This window comes from Streptomyces sp. NPDC042201 (genome assembly GCF_055582185.1).
Genome location: NZ_JBVJDS010000003.1, coordinates 277,655 through 302,246, shown reverse-complemented (window position 1 = coordinate 302,246; position 24,592 = coordinate 277,655). Strand labels below are relative to the sequence as shown.

The window sequence follows — 24,592 nt, the reverse complement described above, 5'->3', positions numbered from 1 at the left end:
CCGCCACCTTCCCGAGCACAGGAAACTCAGATGACGATAGTACTCGCCGGTAGACGGCGCGGCCCGGGCTGGGGCGCGCATCCTGGGGCGCCGCTGTGGCACGCTGCCGAGGTGCGGACTCTGCTGATCGTCGACGCGGCCAATGTGGTCGGTTCCGTTCCTGACGGATGGTGGCGCGACCGGCGCGGGGCCACCGAACGGCTGCGCGACACCCTGGTGCCGTTCGGCGGCCGGGGGGTGCCGGGGCATCCGGGGCCCGTCGAGGTCGTGCTCGTGGTCGAGGGCGCCGCCCGGGGCGTGGAGCCCGTACCGGGGGTACGGGTGGAGCGGGCACCCGGCAGCGGGGACGACCTGATCGTGGAACTGGCCGAGCGGGCGGCGGCGGACGGCCGCGGCTGCGCCGTCGTCACGGCGGACCGGGAGCTGCGCCGGCGGGTGGCCGCGCACGGCGCGGACTGCGTCGGACCCAGGACCGTACGTCAGCCGCCGGACGAGCGTACGTAGAGCACCGCGCCGTCGACCGTCTGCGTCAGCGGCTCGTAGTGCCGGGCCAGCAGCCCGCGCAGGGTGGGCAGCCGGTCGGGGGCGTAGGGCTTGCCGCGCGAGTCGTCGACGATCAGGGCCGGCGGACGGGACCGCAGCTCGGCGACGAGGACCGGCCACGCGCCCGCCACGGCGTACTTCTCCCCGACCTCGGGGCCCGCGCGGCCGCCGCTGTAGTTGGTGAGCAGACCCGCCGTCAGATAGCGGCTGGCCGGGGCGCGGTCGGCGAGCCAGTACGTCTCCGGGTGCATCCCCCACACGAGGACCCGCTCGGTGGGGGCCGTACGGGCCCGTACGGCGTCGGCGAGGCGCTGGACATGGCCCAGCTCCGGGCGGGGCGCCAGGATGCCCCAGGCGAGGAACAGGGCACAGACGCAGGCCGAGGTCAGCAGCGCGGGGGCCAGCCGGTCGTGGGGCAGCAGCCGCAGGGCCGCGGTCGCCATCAGGACGACCGGCGGGACCAGTTGCAGGAAGTAGTGGCCGAAGAAGTGGAAGCCGAGCAGGACGGCGAAGCACGAGGCGGCGAGCCAGAGCCAGAGGTCGGCGGCGCCCGGTCTCGGGGCCCGTTTTCCGCCGGCGCGCAGGCCGCCCGTGCGCAGGGCGCGGACGACCGGCGGGAACAGGCCGGCGCACGCGAGACAGAGCAGGGCGGTGTTCGCCACGCCCCGGGACACCACATGGAGTTCGGAGCCGGTGAAGGTGGCGTACGCCCCGGAGCCGGTGACCGTCCAGAAGAGAAAGCCCGACGGGACGGTGAGCAGGGCCGCGGCGAGCACGGGCAGTACCAGCCCGGCGGTCAGACGTGCCAGGCCGGCCCGGCGGGCCGGGGCGTGCCACAGCAGCCACAGGACGGGGAGGAGGACCGCGCCGCCCGTCTGTTTCGTCAGCAGCGCCCCGGCGACCGCGAGACCGGCGGCGCCCCAGCGGCCCCGGCCCGCGCACCAGATGGCCGCGACCGTGAACGGCAGTATGAAGACCTCGAAGGTGGCGGCCTGGGTGTCCTCGGGGTTGAGACCGATGGAGACCAGCGGGCAGAGGACTCCGGCGGTCCAGCCCGCGCGGTCGCCCCAGCGGTCGCGTGCGACGGCGGCGAGCAGGGCCGCGGTGAGCAGCTGGGCGAGGACCGCGAGCACCTTGACCGCGTGCAGGGACGCGTCGCCGAAGAGCGCGAAGACGGCTTCGTACAGCCAGGGGAGCAGGGGCGGCTTCCGGTCGACGACCGTGTCGTACAGCGCTCCCCCGTCGGCCAGTATCCGTGCCTGGACGGCGAGATAGCCCTCGTCGGGGCTCCACAGGGGGTGGAGGAAGGAGGGCAGGCGGGTGACGGCGGTCAGCAGCGCGAGGGCGGGAAGCAGGCGGCGCCAGTAGCCGGCGCCGCGGCCGGTCCGCGGGACCTGGGGCCGTACGGTGCGGCGCGGGGAGGAGACGTACCCAAGGGCGGACGGCGGCTCGGCGAGCATGCCGCACAGTATCCGGCCTCACGGTCGGTGCCGGGGCAGGACATGCGGAGCGTGGGCGACTGACGACAACGCGGCCGGGGCGGCCGCCCGGGGCGCGGCACGGTGCGCCGTCAGCGGGACAGGCCGAGCCGGCTGTGCCGGCGTCCGTACGCGAAGTACACGACGGCGCCGATGACCATCCAGGCGGCGAAGCGGAGCCAGGTCTCGGCGGGCAGATTGAGCATCAGCCACAGGGAGGCGAGTACCGAGGCGATCGGCAGGTAGGGCATCAGCGGGGTGCGGAACGAGCGCGGCAGGTCGGGGCGCCGCCTGCGCAGGATGATGACGCCGAGCGCGACCACGATGAAGGCGAACAGCGTACCGATGTTGACGAGTTCGGCGAGTTCCTCGATGGAGGTGAAACCCGCGACGATCGCCACGATCACCCCGAGCAGGATGGTGGAGCGGTACGGCGTGCCGAACGTCGGGTGGACATGGGAGAAGGTCCTCGGCAGCAGTCCGTCGCGGCTCATCGCGAAGAACACCCGGGTCTGGCCGAGCAGCAGGATCATGCAGACCGAGGTGAGTCCGACCGCCGCGCCGAAGCTGATCAGCCCGGCCCAGAAGGGGTGGCCGACCGATTTGAAGGCGTCGGCGAGCGGGGCGTCGACCGAGAGCTGGGTGTACTTCTGCATGCCGGTGACGACGATCGAGACGGCGACGTACAGCACGGTGCAGATGAAGAGGGAGCCGAGGATGCCGCGCGGTACATCACGCTGTGGGTTGATGGTCTCCTCGGCGGCGGTCGCGACGATGTCGAAGCCGATGAAGGCGAAGAAGACGACGGCCGCTGCGGTGAAGATGCCCATGACGCCGAAGTTGCTGGGGGTGAAGCCGAACATCAGCTGGATGATCGGCGCGGTCAGTCCGCTGCCGCTGGGCCTGGGCTCGGACGGCGGGATGAACGGCTTGTAGTTGGAGCTGGTGATGAAGAACGCGCCGACGATGATCACGATGAGGACGACGGTGACCTTGATGGCGACGATGATGCTGGTGATCCGCGAGGACAGCTTCACCCCGGCGATGAGGATGCCGGCCAGCACGAGCACGAGGAGGAAGGCGAGCAGGTCGAAGCCGAACTTCCCGTTCTGTGTGCCGGACAGGAAGTCCGGCAGGCTCGCCCCCGCGTTGCCCAGCAGGGAGCGCACATAGCCGGACCAGCCGACCGCGACCACCGCGGAGCCCAGCGCGAGTTCCAGGACGAGGTCCCAGCCGATGATCCAGGCGGGCAGCTCGCCGAGGGAGGCGTACGAGAAGGTGTACGCGGATCCGGCGACCGGCACCGTCGAGGCGAACTCGGCGTAGCAGAGGGCGGCCAGAGCGCAGACGATGCCGGAGACGACGAAGGCGAGCGCGGTGGCGGGGCCGGCCGCCTGCTTGGCGACGACTCCGGTGAGGACGAAGATGCCCGTCCCGATGATCACACCGATGCCGAAGACCATCAGATCGAGCGCGGAGAGAGTCTTCTTGAGCGCGTACTCGGGCTCTTCGGTGTCACGGATCGACTGTTCTACGTTTTTCGTCCGGAACATTCCGTTTCTGGCTCGTCCCGGGTCCTGCTGCGTACTCACCGGCGTACCTCCGTGTGCGCGTCGTTGCGGCCATGATCGAGAGGTTGCGGCCCCCGGATACCTGGCAACGGCGTTTTTCACACGGATGGGCCGGTCGGACCACCCGTACAGGGTGGCCGACCGGCCCATCGGCAGAGTGTCGGGACGGCGGATCAGTCGCGGGCGACCTCGGTGGGCGAGTCCACCAGCCGGCCGTCCAGCTTCGCGACCAGGCCGGTGACCTGGCGGGCGATGTCCGGTGCGGTCAGCCCGATCTCGGCCATGACCTCCTTGCGGGAGGCGTGGTCGAGGAAGCGCGGCGGAATGCCGAAGTCGCGCAGCGGTACGTCGACCCCGGCGTCGCGCAGCGCCTGGGCGATGGCGGAACCGACGCCGCCGACGCGGCTGTTGTCCTCGACGGTGACGACCACGCGGTGCTGCTCGGCGAGCGGGGCGAGCGCCTCGTCGACCGGCTTGACCCAACGGGGGTCGACGACCGTCGTCGTGATGCCCTGCTTGTCGAGGAGGGCGGCGATCTCCAGGCACATCGGGGCGAGCGCGCCGACGGAGACCAGCAGCACGTCCGCCACACCCTCCTCGGCCCTGCGCAGCACGTCCATGCCGCCGATCCGGCCGACGGCGGCGACCGCCGGGCCGACCGCGCCCTTGGAGAAGCGCACCACGGTCGGGGCGTCGTCGATCTCCACGGCCTCGCGCAGCTGCGAACGCACCTGGTCGGCGTCGCGCGGGGCGGCGATCCGCAGCCCCGGCACGCACTGCAGGATCGACATGTCCCACATGCCGTTGTGCGAGGCGCCGTCCGTGCCGGTGACGCCGGCCCGGTCCAGGACGAAGGTCACCCCGCAGCGGTGCAGGGCGACATCCATCAGGACCTGGTCGAAGGCCCGGTTGAGGAAGGTGGCGTAGACGGCGAAGACGGGGTGGAGGCCGCCGGTGGCGAGGCCGGCCGCGGAGACCGCGCCGTGCTGCTCCGCGATGCCGACGTCGTACACCCGCTTGGGGAAGGCCTTCGCGAACTTGTCGAGGCCGACCGGCTGGAGCATGGCCGCGGTGATGGCGACGATGTCCGCGCGCTCGGTGCCGAGCTTGACCATCTCCTCGCCGAACACCGAGGTCCAGTCGACGCCCGAGGAGGCGATGGGCAGTCCGGTGTCGGGGTGGATCTTGCCGACGGCGTGGAAGCGGTCCGCCTCGTCGAGAAGGGCGGGCTGGTAGCCGCGGCCCTTCTCGGTGAGGCAGTGCACGATGACAGGGCCGCCGAAGCGCTTGGCGCGCAGCAGCGCGGACTCCAGGGCCTCGATGTCATGGCCGTCGATCGGGCCGACGTACTTCAGGCCGAGGTCCTCGAACATGCCCTGCGGGGCGATGAAGTCCTTGAGGCCCTTCTTGGCGCCGTGCAGGGTCTCGTAGAGGGGCCTGCCGACGACGGGCGTGCGCCCCAGCAGGTCCTTGCCGCGGGCCAGGAAGCGTTCGTAGCCGTCGGTGGTCCGCAGGGTCGCGAGGTGGTTGGCGAGGCCGCCGATGGTCGGTGCGTACGAGCGCTCGTTGTCGTTGACGACGATGACGAGCGGGCGGTCCTTGGCGGCGGCGATGTTGTTCAGCGCCTCCCAGGCCATACCGCCGGTCAGCGCGCCGTCACCGATCACCGCGACGACCCGGTCGTCCTTCTTCAGGACCTCGTTGGCCTTGGCGAGGCCGTCGGCCCAGCCGAGCACGGTGGAGGCGTGGGAGTTCTCGATGATGTCGTGGTCGGACTCGGCACGGGACGGGTAGCCGGACAGGCCGCCCTTGCTCTTGAGCTTCGAGAAGTCCTGACGGCCGGTGAGCAGCTTGTGCACGTATGACTGGTGACCCGTGTCGAAGAGGACCTTGTCCTTCGGGGAGTCGTAGACGCGGTGCAGGGCGATGGTCAGCTCGACGACACCGAGATTGGGGCCGAGATGCCCGCCGGTCTTGGAGACCTCCTCGACGAGAAAAGACCGGATTTCGCCGGCCAGCTGTACCAGCTGCTCCGGGCCGAGCCGGTCCAGATCGCGCGGTCCCCTGATGTGGGTCAGCAACGCCACCCGTGCCTCCTTGGGTTAGAGCTGGTCGAGCTTGCCGATCCGCCGAGTCTAATGTTCCGTTCGGGCGACCAGTCATCGGGCGGTGCGTTATGCGTCACCCGGTCGGCTGTATGTACGTCATATCGACGGCACCCGGGACGCACCCGTGCCCGGCACCCGGGGGCGGGTGCCGGGCACGGGCCCGGAGTTGCTCCGACGGTCTCTCAGGCGCGACCGGCGGTCTTCTGGGTCTTCCGGGTGACCGAGTCGATGACGACCGTGGCGAGCAGCACACCGCCGGTGATCATGTACACGATCGGCGTGGCGATGCCTTCCAGCGCCAGGCCGTACTGGATCGAGGTGATGACCATGACACCGAGCAGCGCGTTCCAGGTGCGGCCCCGGCCGCCGAAGAGGCTGGTGCCACCGATGACGGCCGCCGCGATGGCGTTCATCAGCAGGTCGCCGGTGCCGGCGCCCTGGTTGGCGGCGGCGATCTTGGAGGCCATGAAGAGCCCGCCGATGGCCGCGAACGTACCGGCGATCGAGTACACCGAGACGCGGATCAGCGTGACATTGATACCGGCGCGGCGGGAGGCCTCGACGCTGCCGCCGAGCGCGAAGATCTTGCGGCCGTACGTGGTGCGGCGCAGGACGAAGTCGGTCACCACGAGCACCAGCAGGAAGATCACCAGGGCGAGGGGCAGGCCCTTGTACTGGTTGAACATGATCGCCGCGGCGAAGGCCACGATCGCGAGCACGGCCGTGCGCAGCGCGATCTCGCTGAGCGGGCGGGACGGGACTCCGGCCGCCTCACGGCGGCGGTTCTCCAGGAACGAGGTGAGGAAGAACACCACGACCGCGACCAGGGCGAGGCCGTAGGCAGCCGCGACATCGGCGAAGTAGTAGCTGGTCAGCTTGGCGACCAGACCTTCGGAGTCCAGGTTGATGGTGCCGTTGTCGCCCAGGATCTGGAGCATGAAGCCGAGCCAGAAGAGCAGACCCGCCAGGGTGACGGCGAACGCGGGCGCACCGACGCGGGCGAAGAAGAAGCCGTGGATGGCGCCGATGGCCGCGCCGCTGACCAGGGCTATCACCAGGGCGAGCCACTCGTTCATGCCGTGTGTGACGCTCAGTACGGCGACGATCGCCCCGGACACACCGCTGACCGAGCCGACCGACAGGTCGATCTCGCCGAGCAGCAGGACGAAGACGATACCGACGGCGATCATGCCCGTGCCGACCATGGCCACGGAGATGTTGCTGAGGTTCTGCGCCGACAGGAAGTTCGAGTTCAGGCTCTGGAAGACCACGCAGATGATGATCAGACCGGTGATGACGGGAATGGACCCCAGATCACCGGCGCGTATCTTGCGCTGGAACTCCGACAGATAGCCCGCGAATCCCTGCTCACGCACCAGCAGTCGCGGGTCGACCGCGGTCAGCGCGCCGTCCGCGGCGGCGGGGGCGTCGACCGGGGCGGGTGCCTTGTCGCCGGGGCCCTTGCCGAGGGACGTGGAGGCCTTGTCGGTACTCACTTCTGAACCTCCACATTGCGCGACGCGCGACGGGTCACGGCGTTTTCCGTAGCACCGGTGATGGCGGCGATGATCTCTTCCTGCGAGGTGGACGCGACATCGAAGACGCCGTTGTTGCTGCCCAGCCTGAGCACGGCCACCTTGTCGGCGACGGCCTTGACGTCGGCCATGTTGTGACTGATGAGGAGCACGGCGAGGCCGCGCTCGCGCAGCCGCTCGACGAGGTCGAGCACCTGGGCGGTCTGCTCGACGCCCAGGGCCGCCGTCGGCTCGTCGAGGATGACGAGCTTGGGCTCGCCGAGCATGGACCGGGCGATGGCCACGGTCTGGCGCTGACCGCCGGAGAGCGAGGCGATCGGGATACGGACGCTGGGGATACGGATCGAGAGCGTCGTGAGCAGCTCGCGCGAGCGGCGCTCCATCTCGACCTCGTTGAGGACACCCCAGCTGCGGAGTTCACGGCCCAGGTAGAGGTTGCCGACGACATCGATGTTGTCGCACAGCGCGAGGTCCTGGTAGACGGTCGCGATGCCCAGGTTCTGGGCGTCGTGCGGCTTGCCGATCGAGACGGGACTGCCTTCCCACTCGATGACTCCCTCATCGATGGGGTGCACGCCGGCGATGGTCTTCACCAGCGTGGATTTGCCGGCGCCGTTGTCGCCGACGAGGGCGACCACCTCACCGGAGTGGACCTCAAGCTCTACGTCGGTGAGCGCCTGGACGGCACCGAATCGCTTGGAGACCCCTCGCAACGCCAACACGGGCGTAGCGGTCACGTGAACCATCTCCTTCGCCGCCTGACCGGCGGGGATGCCGCGCCGGGGGGAGGCGCGGAGGTCGAGCAGAAGAGTACGGAAGCGCCGGCCGCCCGGACCGCGGCGAACGCGCGGAACGACGGCCGGGGGGAAGCGTTCCGTCCGGCACCCCGCCCCGGCTGCGGGGCTGTTGATGGGCGGGGTGCCGGACAGGCTTCATCGTGAGCAGGTCGCCGGGCGGGCCCGGCGGAGACCTACTTCACACCGGCCGCGTCACAGGCGGCCTTGTACTTCGCGGTGCAGATCTCGTCCACCGTGTAGATGCCGTCCTTGAGGACGGTGTCATTGATGTTGGCCTTGGTCAGCGAGACGACCGGGACCAGCACGGAGGGGACGCCCTTGGTGGTGGGGCTGTCGACCGAGCTCTTGGCGATGGAGTCGAGCTTCTCGCCCTTGGCGAGCGCGACGGCCATCTCGGCGGCCACGGCCGCCTCCTGCGGGTAGGACTTGTAGACGCTCATGAACTGCTCGCCCGAGACGATGCGCTGCACACCGGCGAGCTCGGCGTCCTGGCCGGTGACCGGCGGGAGCTTGGAGAAGCCGGCCGCGTTCAGGGCGGTGATGATACCGCCGGCCATGCCGTCATTGGCGGAGTAGACGCCGATGATCTTGTCCTTGCCAAGGGCGGAGATGGCGCCCTCCATGTTGGCGTTGGCGTTCTCCGGCTTCCACTCCTTGGTGTCGTACTCCTTGCCGATGTTCACCTTGCCATCGAGCTCGGAGTGCGCACCCTTCTTGAACAGAGCGGCGTTCGGGTCGGTGACGGCACCGTTCATCATGACGATCTGACCGGACTTGGCCTTGGAGCCGAGCGCCTCGACGAGGGCCTTGCCCTGGACCCGGCCGACCTCTTCGTTGTCGAAGGAGGTGTAGGCGTCGATCGGCCCCTCGGCGAGACGGTCGTAGGCGACGACCGGTATGCCGGCGTCCTTGGCCTTCGTGACCGATCCCGCGATGGCCTTGGAGTCGACCGCGTCGACGACCAGCACATCGACCTTGTTGGTGATCATGGTGTCGACCTGCTGGTTCTGCAGAGTCGCGTCCTGCTTGGCGTTGGCGTAGAGAACCTTGCCGGTGCCGTCCGTCAGCTCCGCGACCTTCTTCTCGATCAGCGGCTTGTCGAACTTCTCGTACCGAGCGGTCTGGTTCTCGGGCAGGAGCAGGCCGATCGTGATCGGGCCCTTCTTGTCCGACTTGGACGCTTCAGCCTTGTCGCCGGACTCCTTGGCGCTGCCACAGGCGGCGAGGGAGACGGCCATCGCGGTAGCGGCGGTGGCCACGGCGGCACGACGCATCGTTGCGTTCACTTCAAAAACCTCCCTGACGAGGCCGCGTCCTTGCGGCCGAGGTGGCTGAAAGTCAACTCGGCTCCGCAGCCAGCGTCAAGGAGTAAATTCTTAACGAGATGACAACGGTGCCATTCGTTATCTAAGTGAAGGCGGGTGTACCGGCCGAGAGGGAGCTCTCAAGTAGGGGCGAATCGCCCATTTCGCTCAGCACGAGGGCGAGTGCGCCGAGCACTTCGGCGCGGCTGCCGAGCGCCCCGGGCAGAACGGAGAGCTGCCGCGCGGCACTCGGGATCGCGTACCGGGAGACCGACTCCCGGATCGGCGTGAGCACCAACTCCCCAGCCTCCGCCAGATCTCCGCCGAGCACCACCCGGCTGGGGTTCAAGAGGTTGCACAGATTCGCCACGCCACTGCCGATGTGCCGGCCGACGTCGGCCACCACCCGGCGGCAGCCCGGGTCGCCCTCCCTGGCGAGCTGTACGACGCGCTCCATGGACAGATCGGCTCCGTGGCTGGACCGGAGCAGCGGCAGGACGTAGCGCGCCGCCGTGAAGGTCTCCAGGCAGCCGCGGTTGCCGCAGCGGCAGACCGGTCCTGACTCGTCCAGCGTGATGTGCCCGATCTCGCCGGCCGTACCGCCGGGGCCCCGGTAGATCTGACCGCCTATCACCAGACCGGCGCCGACCCCGCTGGCGACCTTGATGTACGCCAGGTCCTTGACCCCGCGCCCGCTCCCCCAGACCAGTTCGCCGAGGGCGCCGAGATTGGCGTCGTTGTCGACGTACACCGGTACGCCGAGCCGCCCGGCCAGCTCCTCGCTGGGGTTGATCCCGGTCCAGCCGGGCAGTATCGACGTCGAGCCGAGCGTGCCGGATTCGACGTCGATCGGCCCGGGGACACCGAGGCCGACACCTATCACCTTCTGACGGCTGACGCCGGTGGTCACGATCAGCCGCTCTACCAGTTCCTCGGCCCGCCCGAAGCCCTGGGCGGACGAGGCGTCCACATCGAGGGGCTCGGACTCCTCAGCGAGCACCTGATGGGCGAGGTTGCCGACGGCGACGCGCAGATGGGTGTGGCCGAAATCCACTCCGATGACAATGCCCGCGTCACCGCTGAGCGAGACGCTGCGGGCCCGGCGGCCGCCCGCGGAGGTGGGCGTGACCTGCACGGTCCCGCCGTCCTTCAGCTCGCGGACGATATTGGAGACCGTGGCCGCCGACAGTCCCGTGCTCCGGGCGATCTCCGCCTGGGTGAGCGAACCGGCCATGCGCACCGCGCGTACGACCCGCTCGAGGTTGGCCCGGTGCAGAGACGACTGCGACCCTGGAGTCTCCACGACTCATCCACTCCTGCCCTTGGCAGGCGGCACGACCACCGCCCCCGGCCGGGGCCGCGTCAATGAGACCCCGACGTATCTCCAACTTGTGAACCCTAAGCTCAGCCTTTCGGGCTACCTCCCGTCAAGACCTTGAGCGAGCACGGCTACGGATGAGCGGTCTTCATCCCGTCAGGACGGGGCGTGGAACGCGACGAACCGCCCGCCGGATCGAGTGGGCGAGCGGTTCGTTCACTTATGTCGCTATATGGACTAATTCGCCAGGAAGTGCGGCTACTTCAGCGCGCCCGCGGTCAGACCGGCCACGACCTGGCGCTGGAAGATGATGTACGCGGCGAGCACCGGGAGCATGGCCATCACCAGGCCGGCGAAGAGACCGGACCAGTCGCCCTTGTACCCCTGGCTGACCGCGAGCTGCACCAGCCCCTGGGAGAGCACCTTGTGGTCCGGGTCGGTGTTCAGCACCGTGGGCAGCAGGTACTGGTTCCACTGCCCCAGGAAGTTGAAGATGCCGACGCTGATCAGGCCGGGCTTGGCCATCGGCAGCATCACCTGGAAGAACGTCCGGGTGTGCGAGGCGCCGTCGATGATCGCCGCTTCCGCCACCGAGGTGGGCAGCGTTTTGAAGAAGGCCGTGAGGAAGAAGACCGAGAACGGCAGGGAGTAGGCGATGTAGACCAGGATCAGACCGTGGATGGAGTTCAGCAGGCCCAGGTTGTTCATGACATAGAACAGCGGGACCAGCGCGAGGATGATCGGGAAGCTCATCCCGCCGATGAACAGGTAGTAGATGAAGCGGTTCCCGGGGAACTCGAAGCGCGCCAGCACATAGGCGGCCATCGAGCTGAGCAGCAGCGTGCCGATCAGGGAACCCGCCACCACCAGAATGGTGTTGAGGAAGTAGTCGCTCATGTGCGCCTGGGTCCAGGCGCGCGACCAGTTCTCGAAGTGCAGCGTGTCCGGCAGGGACCAGGGCGAGGTGAAGATGGACCTGTCGTCCTTGAAGGACGTCATCACGGCCCACAGCAGCGGCAGCACGACCAGGACGGCCCAGATGACGAGGACGCCGTGCGAGAAGACGTTGAGGACGCCGCCGCTCTTCGTCTCACCGGGAGCCGGGACGTCCGTCTTGGTCACGGCGGGCCGCGGCTCCACGGTGCCGGCCGGCGGAGGCGTGGGAGGGGTGTCAGTGGTCTTCATCAGAACTCCAGCCGCTCACGTCGACCCAGCCGCATCACGATGGCGGAGAAGACCAGCGTGACGACGAGGAGGGCGACACCGATCGTCGTCGCGTAGGCCGCCTGACCGTCACGGAACGCCTTCTGGTAGACGAACAGGATCATGACATTGGTGGAATCGGCGGGGCCGCCCGGTCCCACGGTCATGATCTGCACGACCGCGAAGGACTCCGCGCCCAGCGCGAGGATGCCCATGTAGACCCATCCGGACTGCACGGTGTCCCACAGCAGCGGCAGCGTAATGCGGAAGAAGGTGGTGACGCGGCTCGCGCCGTCCAGCAGCGCCGCCTCGTAGAAGTCCTTCGGGATGGAGGCCATACCGGCCGAGAAGAGCACCACGAAGAAGCCGACCTGACTCCACACCAGGACGGCCATCACACACCACAGCGCCAGGTCCGGGTCGCCCAGCCACTCCGGCTGCACGCTGTCCAGACCGACCGCGCCGAGCGCGGAGTTGATGGCGCCGCTGTTCGGGTTGTACGCGAACTGGAAAAGCAGCGCGACGATGGCGATCGAGAGCACCTGCGGGAAGAAGTACACGATCTTGTAGAAGGAGGAGCCGCGAACGCCCGCGATGGCGGCTCCCTTTCTGCGGCGTCCGCCGACATTCAGCATGAACGCGAAGAAGAGCGCCAGGCCGAGCACCACGACAGGCAGCAACAGCGCGAGGGTCAGGCTGTGCTGGAGCGAACTCCAGAAGGTGTCGTCGTCGAGCATCCGCGAGTAATTGCCGAAGCCGACCATCTTGAAGTCCGGGCTGAGACCGGTCCAGTCCGTGAACGAATAGTAGATGGACTGGACGAACGGCCATATGACGAAAAGCGCGTACATTCCCAGTGGGACGATCAGGAACCCCACGATGAACCGGTACTTGCCGTGCTGCATGTCTCCCGACCCCGAATCTCCGGCGGGTGCCGCCGTACTGCCTTGGGGGAACCGGAGGCCCCGGCGGGGCCTCCGGTCACTTCCGCTCCTACTGGTGCTTGTAGTGCTTGACGGAGTCGTCCTTGGCGGCCGCGTCGGCGTACTCCTGGCACTTCTTGACGCACTCGGCCGGGGTCATGCGTCCGGCCATCATCTCGCCGAGCGCGCCGACGCCGAGCTTCTCCTTCTGGAGGGCGACGTACCAGTCCTGGAGCCGGGGGTTGAGCACATTGGCGCCGGCCTTGGCCAGCGCGTCGACACCGGACTGCATCGCGGTGGAGAGCGTGAGCCCGTCGGTGCCGCCGTTGAAGGCGCTGAGCGACTTCACCTTGGAGGTGAAGCTCTTCGACGACGCCTCGCTCAGCATGATGCGGAGCTGCTCCATGCCGCCGTCGGGGTTCTTGGCGTTCTTCGGGACGATGAAGGGCTCACCGCCGGACGCCCAGATGGCGCCGAAGGGAAGCTTGTCCGAGGCGTCCAGGCTGGACGGCGCGGCCACCTTCATCTGGAAGTCCTCCGGCGTGGTCTTCGCCGCCTCGTTCTCGACCCAGGAGCCGTTCGGGATGAACAGCGCCTTGCCCTCGGTCCACGCGGTCTGCGACTGGGTGTGGTCGAGACCGGGGGTGCCCTTGAGGATGTAGCCCTTCTTGTACAGCTCGAAGTACGCCTCGAAAGCGGCCTTGACGGCCGGGTGCTTCCAGGCGTTCGGCTCCAGGTTGTCAATGGCGTCGAGGACCTCGCGGCCGCCGATCTTGCCGATGAACGGGTAGAGCGAGAAGGGGATGTAGTACGGGTACTTGCCGGCGTAGGTCCAGCCCGCGATGCCCTTCTTCTTGGCCTTCGCGCAGAGGGCCAGCATCGCGTCCCAGTCCTCGGGATACTCCGCGTCGAGGTTGTCCAGCGCGGTCTGCGAGTACCAGACGCCGTAGACGGTGTAGGCGTAGTACATGATCCACACCGGGTCGCCGTCGAACTGGCCCATCTCGACGATGCCGGGGCGCAGCGTGTCGCGGACCTTCTTGGCCGGGTCGTCGAAGGACGGGGCGTCCAGCAGGGGCGTGAGGTCGGTGAGCTGCTGCTTGCCGACGAGAACGCCCATGTCCATCTGCTCGGCGCCCGAGTTGTCGATCAGGTCCGGCGGGGTGCCACCGTTGAAGCGCGGCTGCAGCTGGGACTGGATCTTCTGGGTCGGCGTGAACTTGACCTTCGCCTTCGGGAACGCCGCCTCGTACTTCTTGACGGCGTCCGTCCCGTACTCGCTGCCGAAGCCGCCGTCGAACAGAACAAAGTCGAGCGCCGCGCTCTCGTTGACCCCGAGCGGGTTCTTCGCGGACGTCTTGCCCTTCTTGACCTTGTCGTCGCTCCCGCTGTCACTGCTCGCACACGACGACAGGAAGCCCATCGTCGGGACGGTGATCAGGCCGATCGCAGCGGAACGCTTGATCACATCGCGACGGCCAAGGCCCTCGTTGTTCTGAGCGGAGGTGGATCCCATGCTCAAGTCCTCGCCTTCTCCAGGACTCAGGCGGTGTACCGGTCGCCCGTCCTTCTCGCCTGAGGCGAAGGGCCCCGCCACCGCGGTCAAATGAAGCTGGGTCGTGCAGGATTGTCGTGCTCGCTCGCAGGGAGTACGGCCCGAATGGCCGACCGGCCGCGGGCAGAGCCCTCCCCGCCGCCCCTGCCCCCCGGTCCGCCGCCACCGAGGTAAACGCCTGGGGCGGACGCCGACAGGTATAGTCCACTTCCCGTCAACTGAGCAAGATCGAAAGCGGGTTTGGACGGCAGTCTTTCCCTAGTTGAGACCTCGCGGATATCTGAGCCGGTTGTGTACCCATTCGACCACCTCGGTCTCTCCTCGACTGACCGATTCCAGCCACCCCGCATCACCCCGCATCACCAACACCCTTGACACCATCCTGCACTTGGCTCCTACTGGACCCCGCGCTTCCCGTTTGACAACGTTGTCCAACATGCTTACGCAGGAGGAAAGGCTCGGTATGCAGGTCGGTATGCAGGAGAGAACCGGACCCCGGCGCAGACAATGGCATACAGCCGCCCTGGTGGCGGCCGCCTCACTGCTCGTCGTAACGGCCCAGTCCGCCGCCATAGCACAACCCGCCCAACCCCGTCCGGCGGAAAAGGAATTCACGTCTTCTTTCGAGGCGGACGAACCTCAGCCGGACTGGCGGAACACCGTCGAAGTGGGATCTGACGGAGAGAAGCGGGCATCGGGTGTCGATGGCGGCTTCACCACCGGAATTCCAGGTAATGTCACCGACAGGGTCGTGGATCTGCGCGCCAGCGACGAGAACACAAGCGGCGGCGAGGTCAAGGAAAACCTGATCGATGTGCAGCCCGCCACGAAATGGCTGGCGTTCGAGCCGGCCGGCTGGCTCGAGTTCGACCTCGATGAGCCGGTCAAGGTCGTCACGTACGCCCTGACCTCGGCGAACGACCACGCCGAGCGGGATCCCAAGGGCTGGAAGCTCCAGGGCTCCGCCGACGGCAAGGAATGGAAGGACCTGGACTCCCGGACGGGCGAGACCTTCGGGGAACGCTTCCAGACGAAGTCGTACGACATCGGCGAGCCGGCGGCCTACCAGCACTACCGGCTGGACATCACCGCGAACAACGGCGCTTCGGACGCGACCCAGTTGGCCGATGTGCAGTTCTCCAACGGAGACACGAGCACCCCGGCGCCCCAGGACATGCGCACCCAGGTGGACCGCGGCCCGTCCGGCTCCCCCACCGCCAAGTCCGGCGTCGGATTCACCGGCAAGAAGGCGCTGCGGTACGCCGGTCAGCACCAGCCCGACGGGCGGGCGTACTCGTACAACAAGGTCTTCGACGTCGACACGGCCGTGCGGCGCGACACCGCGCTCTCGTACCGGATCTACCCCTCCCTCCCGGAGACGGATCTGAACTACCCGGCCACGAACGTGGCGGTCGATCTCGCCTTCACCGACGGCACCTATCTGAGTGATCTGAAGGCCCTCGACACGCACGGCGGGCTGCTGACCCCGCAGGGCCAGGGCGCCGCCAAGCGGCTCTACGTCAACCAGTGGAACCAGGTCGACGCCCGGATCGGAGCGGTCGCGGCCGGCAAGACCGTCGACCGGATCCTGGTGGCGTACGACTCCCCCAAGGGCCCCGGGAAGTTCCAGGGCTGGATCGACGACCTCACCCTGGCCCCCAAGGCGCCGGAGAAGCGGCTCGCGCATCTGTCGGACTACGCGTCCACCACGCGCGGCACCAACTCCAGCGGTTCCTTCTCACGCGGCAACACCTTCCCGGCGACCGCTGTGCCCAACGGCTTCAACTTCTGGACGCCGGTGACCAACGCGGGCTCGAACAGCTGGCTGTACGAGTACTCCCGCGCCAACAACGCCGACAATCTGCCGACGCTGCAGGCGTTCAGCGCCAGCCATGAGCCCAGCCCCTGGATGGGTGACCGGCAGACCTTCCAGATGATGCCGTCGGCCGCCGCGGGCACGCCCGACGCGTCCCGTACGGCACGGGCGCTCCCGTTCCGGCACGAGAACGAGACCGCGAAGCCGCACTACTACGGCGTCACGTTCGAGAACGGCCTGAAGGCCGAGATGACACCGACCGACCACGCGGCGATGATGCGGTTCACCTATCCCGGTGACGACGCGAGCCTGGTCTTCGACAACATCTCCAACGACGGCGGGCTGACGCTCGATCCGGCGACCCGTTCCTTCACCGCGTTCTCCGACGTCAAGAGCGGGCTGTCGACCGGCGCCACACGGCTGTTCGTATACGGCGTCTTCGACGCGCCCGTCACGGCGGGCTCCAAGCTCACCGGCGGCGGGGGCGACGACGTCACCGGCTACATGCGCTTCGACGCCGGCAAGGACCGCACCGTCACGCTGCGCCTGGCAACTTCGCTGATCAGCGTCGACCAGGCAAAGAAGAACCTCGCCGACGAGATCCCGGCCAACGGCCGCTTCGAGCAGGTCGAGAAGCGGGCGCAGAGCGCGTGGGACGACATCCTGCGCCGCGTGGAGGTGGAGGGTGCGGACCACGACCAGCTGACCACGCTCTACTCCAGCCTCTACCGGCTCTACCTGTATCCCAACTCCGGTTTCGAGAACACCGGTTCGAAGTCCCGTCCGAAGCAGCAGTACGCCAGCCCGTTCTCGCCGCAGACCGGGCCCGACACGCCGACGCAGACCGGGGCGAAGATCGTCGACGGCGAGGTGTACGTCAACAACGGCTTCTGGGACACCTACCGGACGACCTGGCCCGCGTACTCCTTCCTCACCCCGAAGAAGGCGGGCGAGCTGGTGGACGGCTTCGTCCAGCAGTCCAAGGACGGCGGCTGGATCTCCCGCTGGTCCTCGCCCGGCTACGCCGACCTGATGACCGGCACCAGCTCGGACGTGGCCTTCGCGGACGCGTACGTCAAGGGTGTCGACTTCGACGCGGAGGCGGCGTACGACGCGGCGCTGAAGAACGCGACGGTGGCGCCGCCCAGTTCGGGCGTGGGCCGCAAGGGCATGGAGACGTCCCCGTTCCTCGGCTATGCCTCCACCGAGACCCATGAGGGCCTTTCCTGGTCGCTGGAGGGCTACCTCAACGACTACGGCCTGGCGAAGATGGGCGAGGCGCTCTACAAGAAGACCAAGAAGGCGCGCTACAAGGAGGAGTCCGCGTACTTCCTCAACCGCGCCCAGGAGTACGTCTCGCTCTTCGACTCGAAGGCCGGCTTCTTCCAGGGCCGCGACCTGAAGGGCGACTGGCGGGTGCCCTCCGGCACGTACGACCCGCGCGTGTGGGGCTACGACTACACCGAGACGAACGGCTGGGGATACGCCTTCACGGCCCCGCAGGACTCGCGGGGGCTGGCCAACCTGTACGGCGGCCGATCGGGTCTCGGGGACAAGCTGGACACCTACTTCGCGACGCCCGAGACGGCCGGGGCGGAGTTCGTCGGCTCGTACGGCGGCGTCATCCACGAGATGACGGAGGCGCGTGACGTACGGATGGGCATGTACGGCCACTCCAACCAGGTCGCCCACCACGTCACGTACATGTACAACGCGGCCTCCCAGCCCTGGAAGACCCAGGAGAAGGTCCGCGAGGTCCTCTCCCGGCTCTACACCGGCAGCGAGATCGGCCAGGGCTACCACGGCGACGAGGACAACGGCGAGCAGTCCGGCTGGTTCCTCTTCTCCGCGCTCGGCTTCTACCCGCTGGTGATGGGCAGCGGGGAGTACGCGGTCGGCTCGCCGCTCTTCACCAAGGCGACCGTGCACCTGGACAACGGCCGCAAGCTGGTCGTCAAGGCGCCCAAGAACAGCGCCAAGAACATCTACGTCCAGGGCCTGAAGGTCAACGGCAAGGCGTGGAACTCCACGGCCCTTCCGCACGACCTGCTCGCGCGCGGCGGCACGCTGGAGTTCGCGATGGGCTCCAAGCCGTCGAAGTGGGGCACGGGCAAGGACGCGGCGCCGGTCTCGATCACCCAGGACGACAAGGTGCCGTCCCCGCGCACCGACGCGCTGACCGGCCCGGGCCCGCTCTTCGACAACACCTCCCGCACGCAGGGCCCGGTCGAGTCGGCCGACCTCCCGGTGGCGTCCGCGACCCGCGCGGTCCAGTACACGCTGACGTCGTCCAAGGCGGCGGAGGCACCGACGGGCTGGACCCTCCAGGGCTCCACGGACGGCACGGACTGGAAGACGCTGGACACCAGGTCGGCCCAGTCCTTCGCCTGGGACAAACAGACCCGCGCCTTCACGGTGACGGATCCGGGCACGTACACGAAGTACCGCCTGGTGACCACGACCCCGTCCACCCTGGCGGAGGTGGAACTGCTGCGGTAACGAGGTGAGAGACGGCGGGGTTACAGCCTCCGGGCTGTAACCCCGCCGTACGTCGCCAGGATGCCTGAAGAACAGCTCGGTGCTGCGCGGCCGCCGTCCCCTCAGGCGGCCCGTCCCCTCAGGCGGCCCGTCCCTCGAAGCGGAACTCGGGCGAGGCCCTGGGGTCCACGCGGGCTCCTGATTCGAGGGCCTCTGCCAGACGTTCGAGAAGTTCGAGGGTGGGGTCGACCCCGCTCTCCTCAATACGGTCGATGTCTTCCTCGGCCATTCCGGCCTTGTGTGCCAGCTCCGCCGCACTCCAGCCGAGATCCGACCGCCGCTCAAAGACCGCTTGAGCAAAATCCATGCGCCGTCCGGCCGCGCGGTACGCGGGGTCTTCGCGATGCTCCGGCGGCACCGTCCAGCTAGTGTGATATCCCCTGCTCATCAGGCCTCCTTCGGCCTACTGTAGACGTCGTGGGCACCGGCCGGGGGATGCTCCGCCTCGCAAGCCTTCCGGGCCAGCTGAGCCCTCATGACCTCAGCCGTCTCCCGCATCCTTGTCTTCCGGAACACGGTGAGAAGTACGGCTCTGCGCCCGGGGGCCAGCCAGTACGTCACCCGAACCGATCCAATACGGAGTTCCCTCAGGCCGTCCCCAAGATGGCTGGCCAGCGGAAACGGCACCAGCGGACCATCAGCGGCCAGCCGGTCGGCGAACTTCTCGGCCGCTCGGTAGTCGGCGACAGGAAGCGTCTCCAACCAAGCGCGGACCTCCGGCTCCACTTCGATGATGAATGGCTCTGCGGACTCCCGCATGTTTCTTCCTCCGACAGAACGGCCAGTCGGATCACTCAAGCAGAGCCATTTCTGGGCCGCCGGATCTCCCTTTAAGGGTTCACCCGATCAGGGGAGCGTGTTGAGTTGCCGCTTGTGGAGGTGGGCCGGTGCGACGGTGTGGAGTGAATGGGCCACCCCCGTCCGGTCGCCATCGAACGCGGTGAGGGCCGTGCCCCGTACAGGTGTGTACGGAACACGGCCCTCGCCACTTACCGCCGTAAGGGCTACTTGCGGATCAGGCTTCGGAGCACGTACTGCATGATGCCGCCGTTGCGGTAGTAGTCCGCCTCGCCCGGGGTGTCGATGCGGACCACCGCGTCGAACTCCACGCCGGTGTCCGTGGTGACCTTGACCGTGCGGGGGGTCGAGCCGTTGTTCAGCTCGGTCACGCCGGTGAAGGAGAAGGTCTCCTCGCCGGTCAGGCCCAGGGCCTCGGCCGAGGCGCCCTCCGGGTACTGGAGCGGGAGTACGCCCATGCCGATCAGGTTCGAGCGGTGGATGCGCTCGTACGACTCGGCGATGACGGCCCGCACACCGAGCAGCGCGGTGCCCTTGGCGGCCCAGTCGCGGGACGAGCCCGAGCCGTACTCCTTGCCCGCCAGGACGACCAGCGGGGTGCCGGCGGCCTGGTAGTTCTGGGAGGCGTCGTAGATGAAGGAGACCGGCGCGCCGTCGACGGTGAAGTCGCGGGTGTAGCCGCCCTCCGTGCCCGGCGCGATCTGGTTGCGCAGGCGGATGTTGGCGAAGGTGCCGCGGATCATGACCTCGTGGTTGCCACGGCGGGAACCGTACGAGTTGAAGTCGCGGCGCTCGACGCCGTGCTCCGTGAGGTACGTACCGGCCGGGGTGTCGGCCTTGATCGCACCGGCCGGGGAGATGTGGTCGGTGGTGACCGAGTCGCCCAGCTTGGCCAGCACGCGGGCGCCGGTGATGTCCGCGACCGGGGTGGTCTCCATCGTCATGCCCTCGAAGTACGGGGGCTTACGGACGTAGGTGGACTGCGGATCCCACTCGAAGGTGTTGCCGGTCGGGATCGGCAGTGCCTGCCACTGGGCGTCGCCCGCGAAGACGTCCTTGTAGGACTTGTTGAACATGTCCTCGCCGATGGCGTTGGCCACGACGTCGTTGACCTCGGCCTCGGTGGGCCAGATGTCCTGGAGGTAGACCGGCTTACCGTCCTGGTCGATGCCCAGGGCGTCCTTGGTGATGTCCACCTTCATGGAGCCCGCGAGGGCGTACGCGACGACCAGCGGCGGGGACGCCAGGTAGTTCATCTTGACGTCGGGGTTGATCCGGCCCTCGAAGTTACGGTTGCCGGAGAGCACCGCAGCGACGGCCAGGTCGTGCTCGTTGATGGCCTTGGAGACCTCTTCGGGCAGCGGGCCCGAGTTGCCGATGCAGGTGGTGCAGCCGTAGCCGACGAGGTTGAAGCCGACCTTGTCGAGGTACGGGGTGAGGCCCGCCTTGTCGAAGTAGTCGGTGACGACCTTGGAGCCCGGGGCGAGGGTGGTCTTGACCCACGGCTTGCGGGTGAGGCCCTTCTCGACCGCCTTCTTGGCCACCAGCGCGGCGGCGACCATGACGTACGGGTTCGAGGTGTTGGTGCAGGAGGTGATCGCGGCGACGGTGACGGCGCCGTGGTCGATCTCGTACGTCGAGCCGTCGGGCGCCGTGACCAGCGTCGGACGGGTCGGCACGCCATTGGCGGAGGCCGGGGCGTCGGAGGCCGGGAAGGACTCCTTGCCCGCCTCCTCGTCCTCGGAGACGTAGTTGCGTACGTCCTCGGCGAACTTCTGCTTGGCCTCGGCCAGGATGATGCGGTCCTGCGGGCGCTTCGGTCCGGCGATGGAGGGGACGACCGTGGAGAGGTCGAGCTCCAGCTTCTCGGAGAAGTCGGGCTCGGCAGCCGGGTCGAGCCAGAGGCCCTGCTCCTTGGCGTACGCCTCGACGAGGGCGACCTGCTGGTCGCTGCGGCCGGTCAGCCGCAGGTACTTGAGGGTCTCGCCGTCGATCGGGAAGATCGCGGCGGTCGAGCCGAACTCCGGCGACATGTTGCCGATGGTGGCGCGGTTCGCGAGAGAGGTCGCGGCGACGCCCTCACCGTAGAACTCGACGAACTTGCCGACGACGCCGTGCTTGCGCAGCATCTCGGTGATCGTGAGGACCAGGTCGGTGGCGGTGGTGCCGGCGGGCAGCTCGCCGGTCAGCTTGAAGCCGACGACGCGCGGGATGAGCATCGAGACGGGCTGGCCGAGCATCGCGGCCTCGGCCTCGATGCCGCCGACGCCCCAGCCCAGCACGCCGAGGCCGTTGACCATGGTGGTGTGCGAGTCGGTGCCGACGAGGGTGTCGGGGTACGCCTGGCCGCCCCGGACCATGACGGTGCGGGCCAGGTGCTCGATGTTCACCTGGTGGACGATGCCGGTGCCGGGCGGGACGACCTTGAACTCGTCGAAGGCGGTCTGGCCCCAGCGCAGGAACTGGTAGCGCTCCTTGTTCCGGCCGTACTCCAGCTCCACGTTCTGCGCGAACGCCTCCGGCGTACCGAACTTGTCGGCGATGACGGAGTGGTCGATGACCAGCTCGGCCGGGGCCAGCGGGTTGATCTTCGCCGGGTCGCCGCCGAGCTCCTTCACGGCCTCACGCATGGTGGCGAGGTCCACGACACAGGGCACACCGGTGAAGTCCTGCATGATCACGCGGGCCGGCGTGAACTGGATCTCCTGGCTCGGCTGCGCCTGGGAATCCCAGCCGCCGAGCGCGCGGATGTGGTCGGCGGTGATGTTCGCGCCGTCCTCGGTGCGGAGCAGGTTCTCCAGCAGCACCTTCAGGCTGTAAGGGAGGCGCGCGGAGCCCTCGACCTTGTCCAGCTTGAAGATCTCGTACGACTCGTCACCCACGCGCAGCGTACTGCGGGCGTCGAAGCTGTTCGCCGACACGACATTCTCCTTCATCAATGTGCGCGGACTACCGCGCTGTACCTCTTATTGCGGCTACGCCGCGTGGTGCCACACGGCTCCTCGCCGATCCGCTAAGGTAAGGATTAGTTAGGTAACCCTTACCGTTTGGCGGCCGCGGTGCGCCTTCGGCAGATATCTCGATGTCGAGATAACTCTAGTACATGACCGCCGCCCGGTCATGTCCGGGCGTGCTGACCTGTCGCAGTGAAGGTTGAGCGATTCTCACCGAAGGTTGAGCGGTTGATCGGCGGGCCCGACGCTGACGTTCCGGGATCTTGGCCCTGTTCTCGTACAGGTACGGCCAGGTGGCGTGTAGCGCTGAGCGACGGTCCGGGTCTCGTGTCACCTGGCGGGCCGCCTCTGCTGCTGTTCAGTGCTGGCCGATCTGCCGTGCCCGGCGGGTGGCGGCGTGGGGGCCGCCGGTGATGGGCTGGCCGTGGCCGGGCAGGAGCATGGTTGCGGCTGTCAGCTGGTCCACCCGGTCGAGGGCGGTCAGGGCCGCGTCGCTGTCGTAGGTGAAGGCGCGGCAGACCAGGGTGGGACCGGTGTGTCCGGTCAGGCCGTCGTGGGTGACTAGGGCGTCGCCGGTGAAGAGCAGGCCGCGTTCGGGGAACAGGTATGCGGTGCTGCCCGGGGTGTGGCCGGGCAGGACGACGGCCTGCGGCTTGCCGGGTACCTCGTCCAGCCGCTGATCGGCACCGAAGACGCGCACGCCGGGAACGGCGGGGGCCGTGAAGGCCCCTTTGCGGGCGAGGTGCAGCGGGGTGGTGATCGCGGCGGGCCGGCGCAGCAGGTAGGGCAGCATGGAGCGCTCCGGCTTGGCGTGGCGCATCGCGCTGCGTGGGCCGTCGCGGAGGATGCCGGCGTCCTGCTGGTGGACCCAGATGTCGGCGCCGGCTTGCTGGAGGGCGCGGGCCAGACCGGTGTGGTCGGGGTGGCCGTGGGTCAGGAGCACAGCGCGGATGTCGGCCAGAGAGCGGTCCGAGTCGGCCAGGTGGTCGCGCAGTTGCCCGAGGTGGCCCGGCAGCCCGGCGTCGACGAGGACCAGGCCGTCGGGATCGTCGACCAGATAGAAGTTGACGACGTGGTCACCGAGGCGGTCCACGCCGGGAGCGACATGCCGACTGGGGCGGCGATGAGCAGAGCGGGACATGCGTTCCTCCAGCGGCGAGACAGGCGCACTTTCGATACAGTTGACTGTAATGGATTTGGAGGGGAAGCGACATGCCGACCGATGCTCCGCGCAGGCCGTACGACTCCGGCCGCCGACAACACGCCGCGCGCCGCAACCGCGCCGCGGTGCTGGCAGCGTGCCGGGAACTGCTCTTCCGCGACGGCTACCAGGCCACCACCATCCGCGCGGTGGCGGAGCGCGCCGGCGTCTCTCCCGAAACGGTCTACAAGGCGTTCGGCGGTAAGCCGGGGCTGGTCAAAGCACTATGGGACGTCACCCTGGCCGGAGACGACGAACCCCTGGCCATGGCCGAGCGGCCCCAACTCCAAAAGGTCTGGGAAACCCGCGATCCGCACGCCAAGTTCCGGCTCTACGCCGCGTTCGTCCGCGGCGTCCATGAACGGCTCGCCGCCCTGTTCACCCTGCTCACCCAGGCCGGCCCCGAAGTCGGGCAGGTCCTCGCCATCAGCGAAGAAGAACGGATGACCGGCGTCACCGCCTTCATCACCCACCTCATCAACACAGGCGTCCTGCCCTCCGGCACGAACACCGGTCACCTGGCGGACTCCTGCTGGGCCCTGACCGGGCCGCAACTGTTCACCCAGCTCACCACCGACCGCGGCTGGCACGCCGACACCTACCAGAACTGGCTGACCGGCATGCTCGCCGCAGCCCTCCTGAGCCCACCCTGAAGCGACCAGCAATGCCGCGCTTCCACCGGACGCCGTACACCGTTGGGCGGCTCAGCCTCCGCGGCGGGCGGCGGGGTCGCGCTGGGCGTTTCCGTCGGCCCTCGCGGCGATCACGCCCCGAGCATTGCTCACGCCACATACCACCTGGCCATAGCTGTACGGGAACAGGCCCCTGATCCCCGGAACGTCAGCGTCGGGCCCGCCGATCAACCGCTCAATCTTCGGTGAGAATCGCTCAACCTTCACTGCGACGGGTCACGTGCCACCGGGGGCCGAGTGGCTGTACCAGCTGGGGTG

At 68.3% G+C, this 24,592-nt stretch carries 17 protein-coding genes; 3 read left to right on the top strand and 14 right to left on the bottom strand.

What is annotated here, in order from left to right; all coding sequences use genetic code 11:
• Positions 1-30: 30 nt before the first annotated feature.
• Positions 31-504, top strand: a complete 474-nt coding sequence (locus tag ACZ6MZ_RS08820; protein WP_469350651.1) for a PIN domain-containing protein — start codon at positions 31-33, stop codon at positions 502-504.
• Here ACZ6MZ_RS08820 and ACZ6MZ_RS08815 read toward each other — a convergent pair.
• From ACZ6MZ_RS08815 to ngcE, 10 genes are all read right to left on the bottom strand, one after another.
• Positions 480-2,003 carry a glycosyltransferase family 39 protein gene (locus tag ACZ6MZ_RS08815; protein WP_469350650.1) on the bottom strand — a complete coding sequence of 508 codons (1,524 nt, stop codon included), beginning with the start codon at positions 2,001-2,003 and terminating at the stop codon, positions 480-482. The genes ACZ6MZ_RS08820 and ACZ6MZ_RS08815 overlap by 25 nt on opposite strands.
• Before the next feature lie 110 nt (positions 2,004-2,113).
• Positions 2,114-3,574 carry an amino acid permease gene (locus ACZ6MZ_RS08810; protein WP_469350648.1) on the bottom strand — a complete coding sequence of 487 codons (1,461 nt, stop codon included), beginning with the start codon at positions 3,572-3,574 and terminating at the stop codon, positions 2,114-2,116.
• A 191-nt stretch (positions 3,575-3,765) separates the two neighbouring features.
• A complete protein-coding gene (dxs, locus tag ACZ6MZ_RS08805) occupies positions 3,766-5,679 on the bottom strand; it encodes a 1-deoxy-D-xylulose-5-phosphate synthase (protein WP_469350647.1) in 1,914 nt (637 codons plus the stop codon).
• Positions 5,680-5,882: 203 nt separating this feature from the next.
• A complete protein-coding gene (locus ACZ6MZ_RS08800) occupies positions 5,883-7,196 on the bottom strand; it encodes a sugar ABC transporter permease (RefSeq protein WP_384193116.1) in 1,314 nt (437 codons plus the stop codon).
• Positions 7,193-7,981, bottom strand: coding sequence for an ATP-binding cassette domain-containing protein (locus ACZ6MZ_RS08795; protein WP_384193113.1), 789 nt, complete (start codon positions 7,979-7,981; stop codon positions 7,193-7,195). Before ACZ6MZ_RS08795 ends, ACZ6MZ_RS08800 begins: the two co-directional genes overlap by 4 nt.
• A 224-nt stretch (positions 7,982-8,205) precedes the next feature.
• Entirely contained in the window at positions 8,206-9,306 is a 1,101-nt protein-coding gene (locus tag ACZ6MZ_RS08790; RefSeq protein WP_384193135.1) for a substrate-binding domain-containing protein, read from the bottom strand.
• Positions 9,307-9,439: 133 nt separating this feature from the next.
• On the bottom strand, positions 9,440-10,639 hold the full coding sequence (locus tag ACZ6MZ_RS08785; protein WP_389790432.1) for an ROK family transcriptional regulator: 1,200 nt from the start codon (positions 10,637-10,639) through the stop codon (positions 9,440-9,442).
• A 273-nt stretch (positions 10,640-10,912) separates the two neighbouring features.
• The gene (locus ACZ6MZ_RS08780; RefSeq protein WP_384193108.1) at positions 10,913-11,839 is read right to left on the bottom strand and encodes a carbohydrate ABC transporter permease; all 927 of its coding nucleotides are present in this window, start codon (positions 11,837-11,839) and stop codon (positions 10,913-10,915) included.
• On the bottom strand, positions 11,839-12,762 hold the full coding sequence (locus ACZ6MZ_RS08775; protein WP_384193106.1) for a carbohydrate ABC transporter permease: 924 nt from the start codon (positions 12,760-12,762) through the stop codon (positions 11,839-11,841). The genes ACZ6MZ_RS08780 and ACZ6MZ_RS08775 overlap by 1 nt, the downstream gene beginning before the upstream one ends.
• 88 nt (positions 12,763-12,850) lie before the next feature.
• On the bottom strand, positions 12,851-14,296 hold the full coding sequence (gene ngcE / locus ACZ6MZ_RS08770) for an N-acetylglucosamine/diacetylchitobiose ABC transporter substrate-binding protein (RefSeq protein WP_389790434.1): 1,446 nt from the start codon (positions 14,294-14,296) through the stop codon (positions 12,851-12,853).
• Positions 14,297-14,810: 514 nt separating this feature from the next.
• On the opposite strand from ngcE, the gene ACZ6MZ_RS08765 reads away from it, so the two are divergent.
• Positions 14,811-18,650, top strand: coding sequence for a GH92 family glycosyl hydrolase (locus tag ACZ6MZ_RS08765; protein WP_469350643.1), 3,840 nt, complete (start codon positions 14,811-14,813; stop codon positions 18,648-18,650).
• A 118-nt stretch (positions 18,651-18,768) separates the two neighbouring features.
• On the opposite strand, the gene ACZ6MZ_RS08760 is transcribed toward ACZ6MZ_RS08765, so the two are convergent.
• The 4 genes from ACZ6MZ_RS08760 to ACZ6MZ_RS08745 form a co-directional block, all read right to left on the bottom strand.
• Entirely contained in the window at positions 18,769-19,077 is a 309-nt protein-coding gene (locus ACZ6MZ_RS08760; RefSeq protein ID WP_469350641.1) for a helix-turn-helix domain-containing protein, read from the bottom strand.
• A complete protein-coding gene (locus ACZ6MZ_RS08755) occupies positions 19,077-19,448 on the bottom strand; it encodes a type II toxin-antitoxin system RelE/ParE family toxin (protein WP_469350639.1) in 372 nt (123 codons plus the stop codon). Before ACZ6MZ_RS08755 ends, ACZ6MZ_RS08760 begins: the two co-directional genes overlap by 1 nt.
• A 245-nt stretch (positions 19,449-19,693) precedes the next feature.
• Positions 19,694-22,408, bottom strand: a complete 2,715-nt coding sequence (gene acnA, locus ACZ6MZ_RS08750; protein ID WP_389790438.1) for an aconitate hydratase AcnA — start codon at positions 22,406-22,408, stop codon at positions 19,694-19,696.
• 391 nt (positions 22,409-22,799) lie between these two features.
• On the bottom strand, positions 22,800-23,582 hold the full coding sequence (locus ACZ6MZ_RS08745) for an MBL fold metallo-hydrolase (RefSeq protein WP_469350637.1): 783 nt from the start codon (positions 23,580-23,582) through the stop codon (positions 22,800-22,802).
• Between the two features lie 71 nt (positions 23,583-23,653).
• On the opposite strand from ACZ6MZ_RS08745, the gene ACZ6MZ_RS08740 reads away from it, so the two are divergent.
• Positions 23,654-24,295 (top strand): TetR/AcrR family transcriptional regulator, encoded by a 642-nt coding sequence (locus tag ACZ6MZ_RS08740; protein WP_469350635.1) that lies wholly within the window; start codon positions 23,654-23,656, stop codon positions 24,293-24,295.
• The last annotated feature ends 297 nt before the right edge of the window (positions 24,296-24,592 follow it).

Bases quoted from the DNA above. Each gene is read 5' to 3' on its own strand.
- ACZ6MZ_RS08820 (WP_469350651.1), top strand. From the start codon at position 31: ATGACGATAGTACTCGCCGGTAGACGGCGCGGCCCGGGCTGGGGCGCG.
- ACZ6MZ_RS08815 (WP_469350650.1), bottom strand. From the start codon at position 2,003: ATGCTCGCCGAGCCGCCGTCCGCCCTTGGGTACGTCTCCTCCCCGCGC.
- ACZ6MZ_RS08810 (WP_469350648.1), bottom strand. From the start codon at position 3,574: ATGTTCCGGACGAAAAACGTAGAACAGTCGATCCGTGACACCGAAGAG.
- ACZ6MZ_RS08795 (WP_384193113.1), bottom strand. From the start codon at position 7,981: ATGGTTCACGTGACCGCTACGCCCGTGTTGGCGTTGCGAGGGGTCTCC.
- ACZ6MZ_RS08790 (WP_384193135.1), bottom strand. From the start codon at position 9,306: ATGCGTCGTGCCGCCGTGGCCACCGCCGCTACCGCGATGGCCGTCTCC.
- ACZ6MZ_RS08780 (WP_384193108.1), bottom strand. From the start codon at position 11,839: ATGAAGACCACTGACACCCCTCCCACGCCTCCGCCGGCCGGCACCGTG.
- ACZ6MZ_RS08775 (WP_384193106.1), bottom strand. From the start codon at position 12,762: ATGCAGCACGGCAAGTACCGGTTCATCGTGGGGTTCCTGATCGTCCCA.
- ngcE (WP_389790434.1), bottom strand. From the start codon at position 14,296: ATGGGATCCACCTCCGCTCAGAACAACGAGGGCCTTGGCCGTCGCGAT.
- ACZ6MZ_RS08765 (WP_469350643.1), top strand. From the start codon at position 14,811: ATGCAGGAGAGAACCGGACCCCGGCGCAGACAATGGCATACAGCCGCC.
- ACZ6MZ_RS08760 (WP_469350641.1), bottom strand. From the start codon at position 19,077: ATGAGCAGGGGATATCACACTAGCTGGACGGTGCCGCCGGAGCATCGC.
- ACZ6MZ_RS08755 (WP_469350639.1), bottom strand. From the start codon at position 19,448: ATGCGGGAGTCCGCAGAGCCATTCATCATCGAAGTGGAGCCGGAGGTC.
- ACZ6MZ_RS08745 (WP_469350637.1), bottom strand. From the start codon at position 23,582: ATGTCCCGCTCTGCTCATCGCCGCCCCAGTCGGCATGTCGCTCCCGGC.
- ACZ6MZ_RS08740 (WP_469350635.1), top strand. From the start codon at position 23,654: ATGCCGACCGATGCTCCGCGCAGGCCGTACGACTCCGGCCGCCGACAA.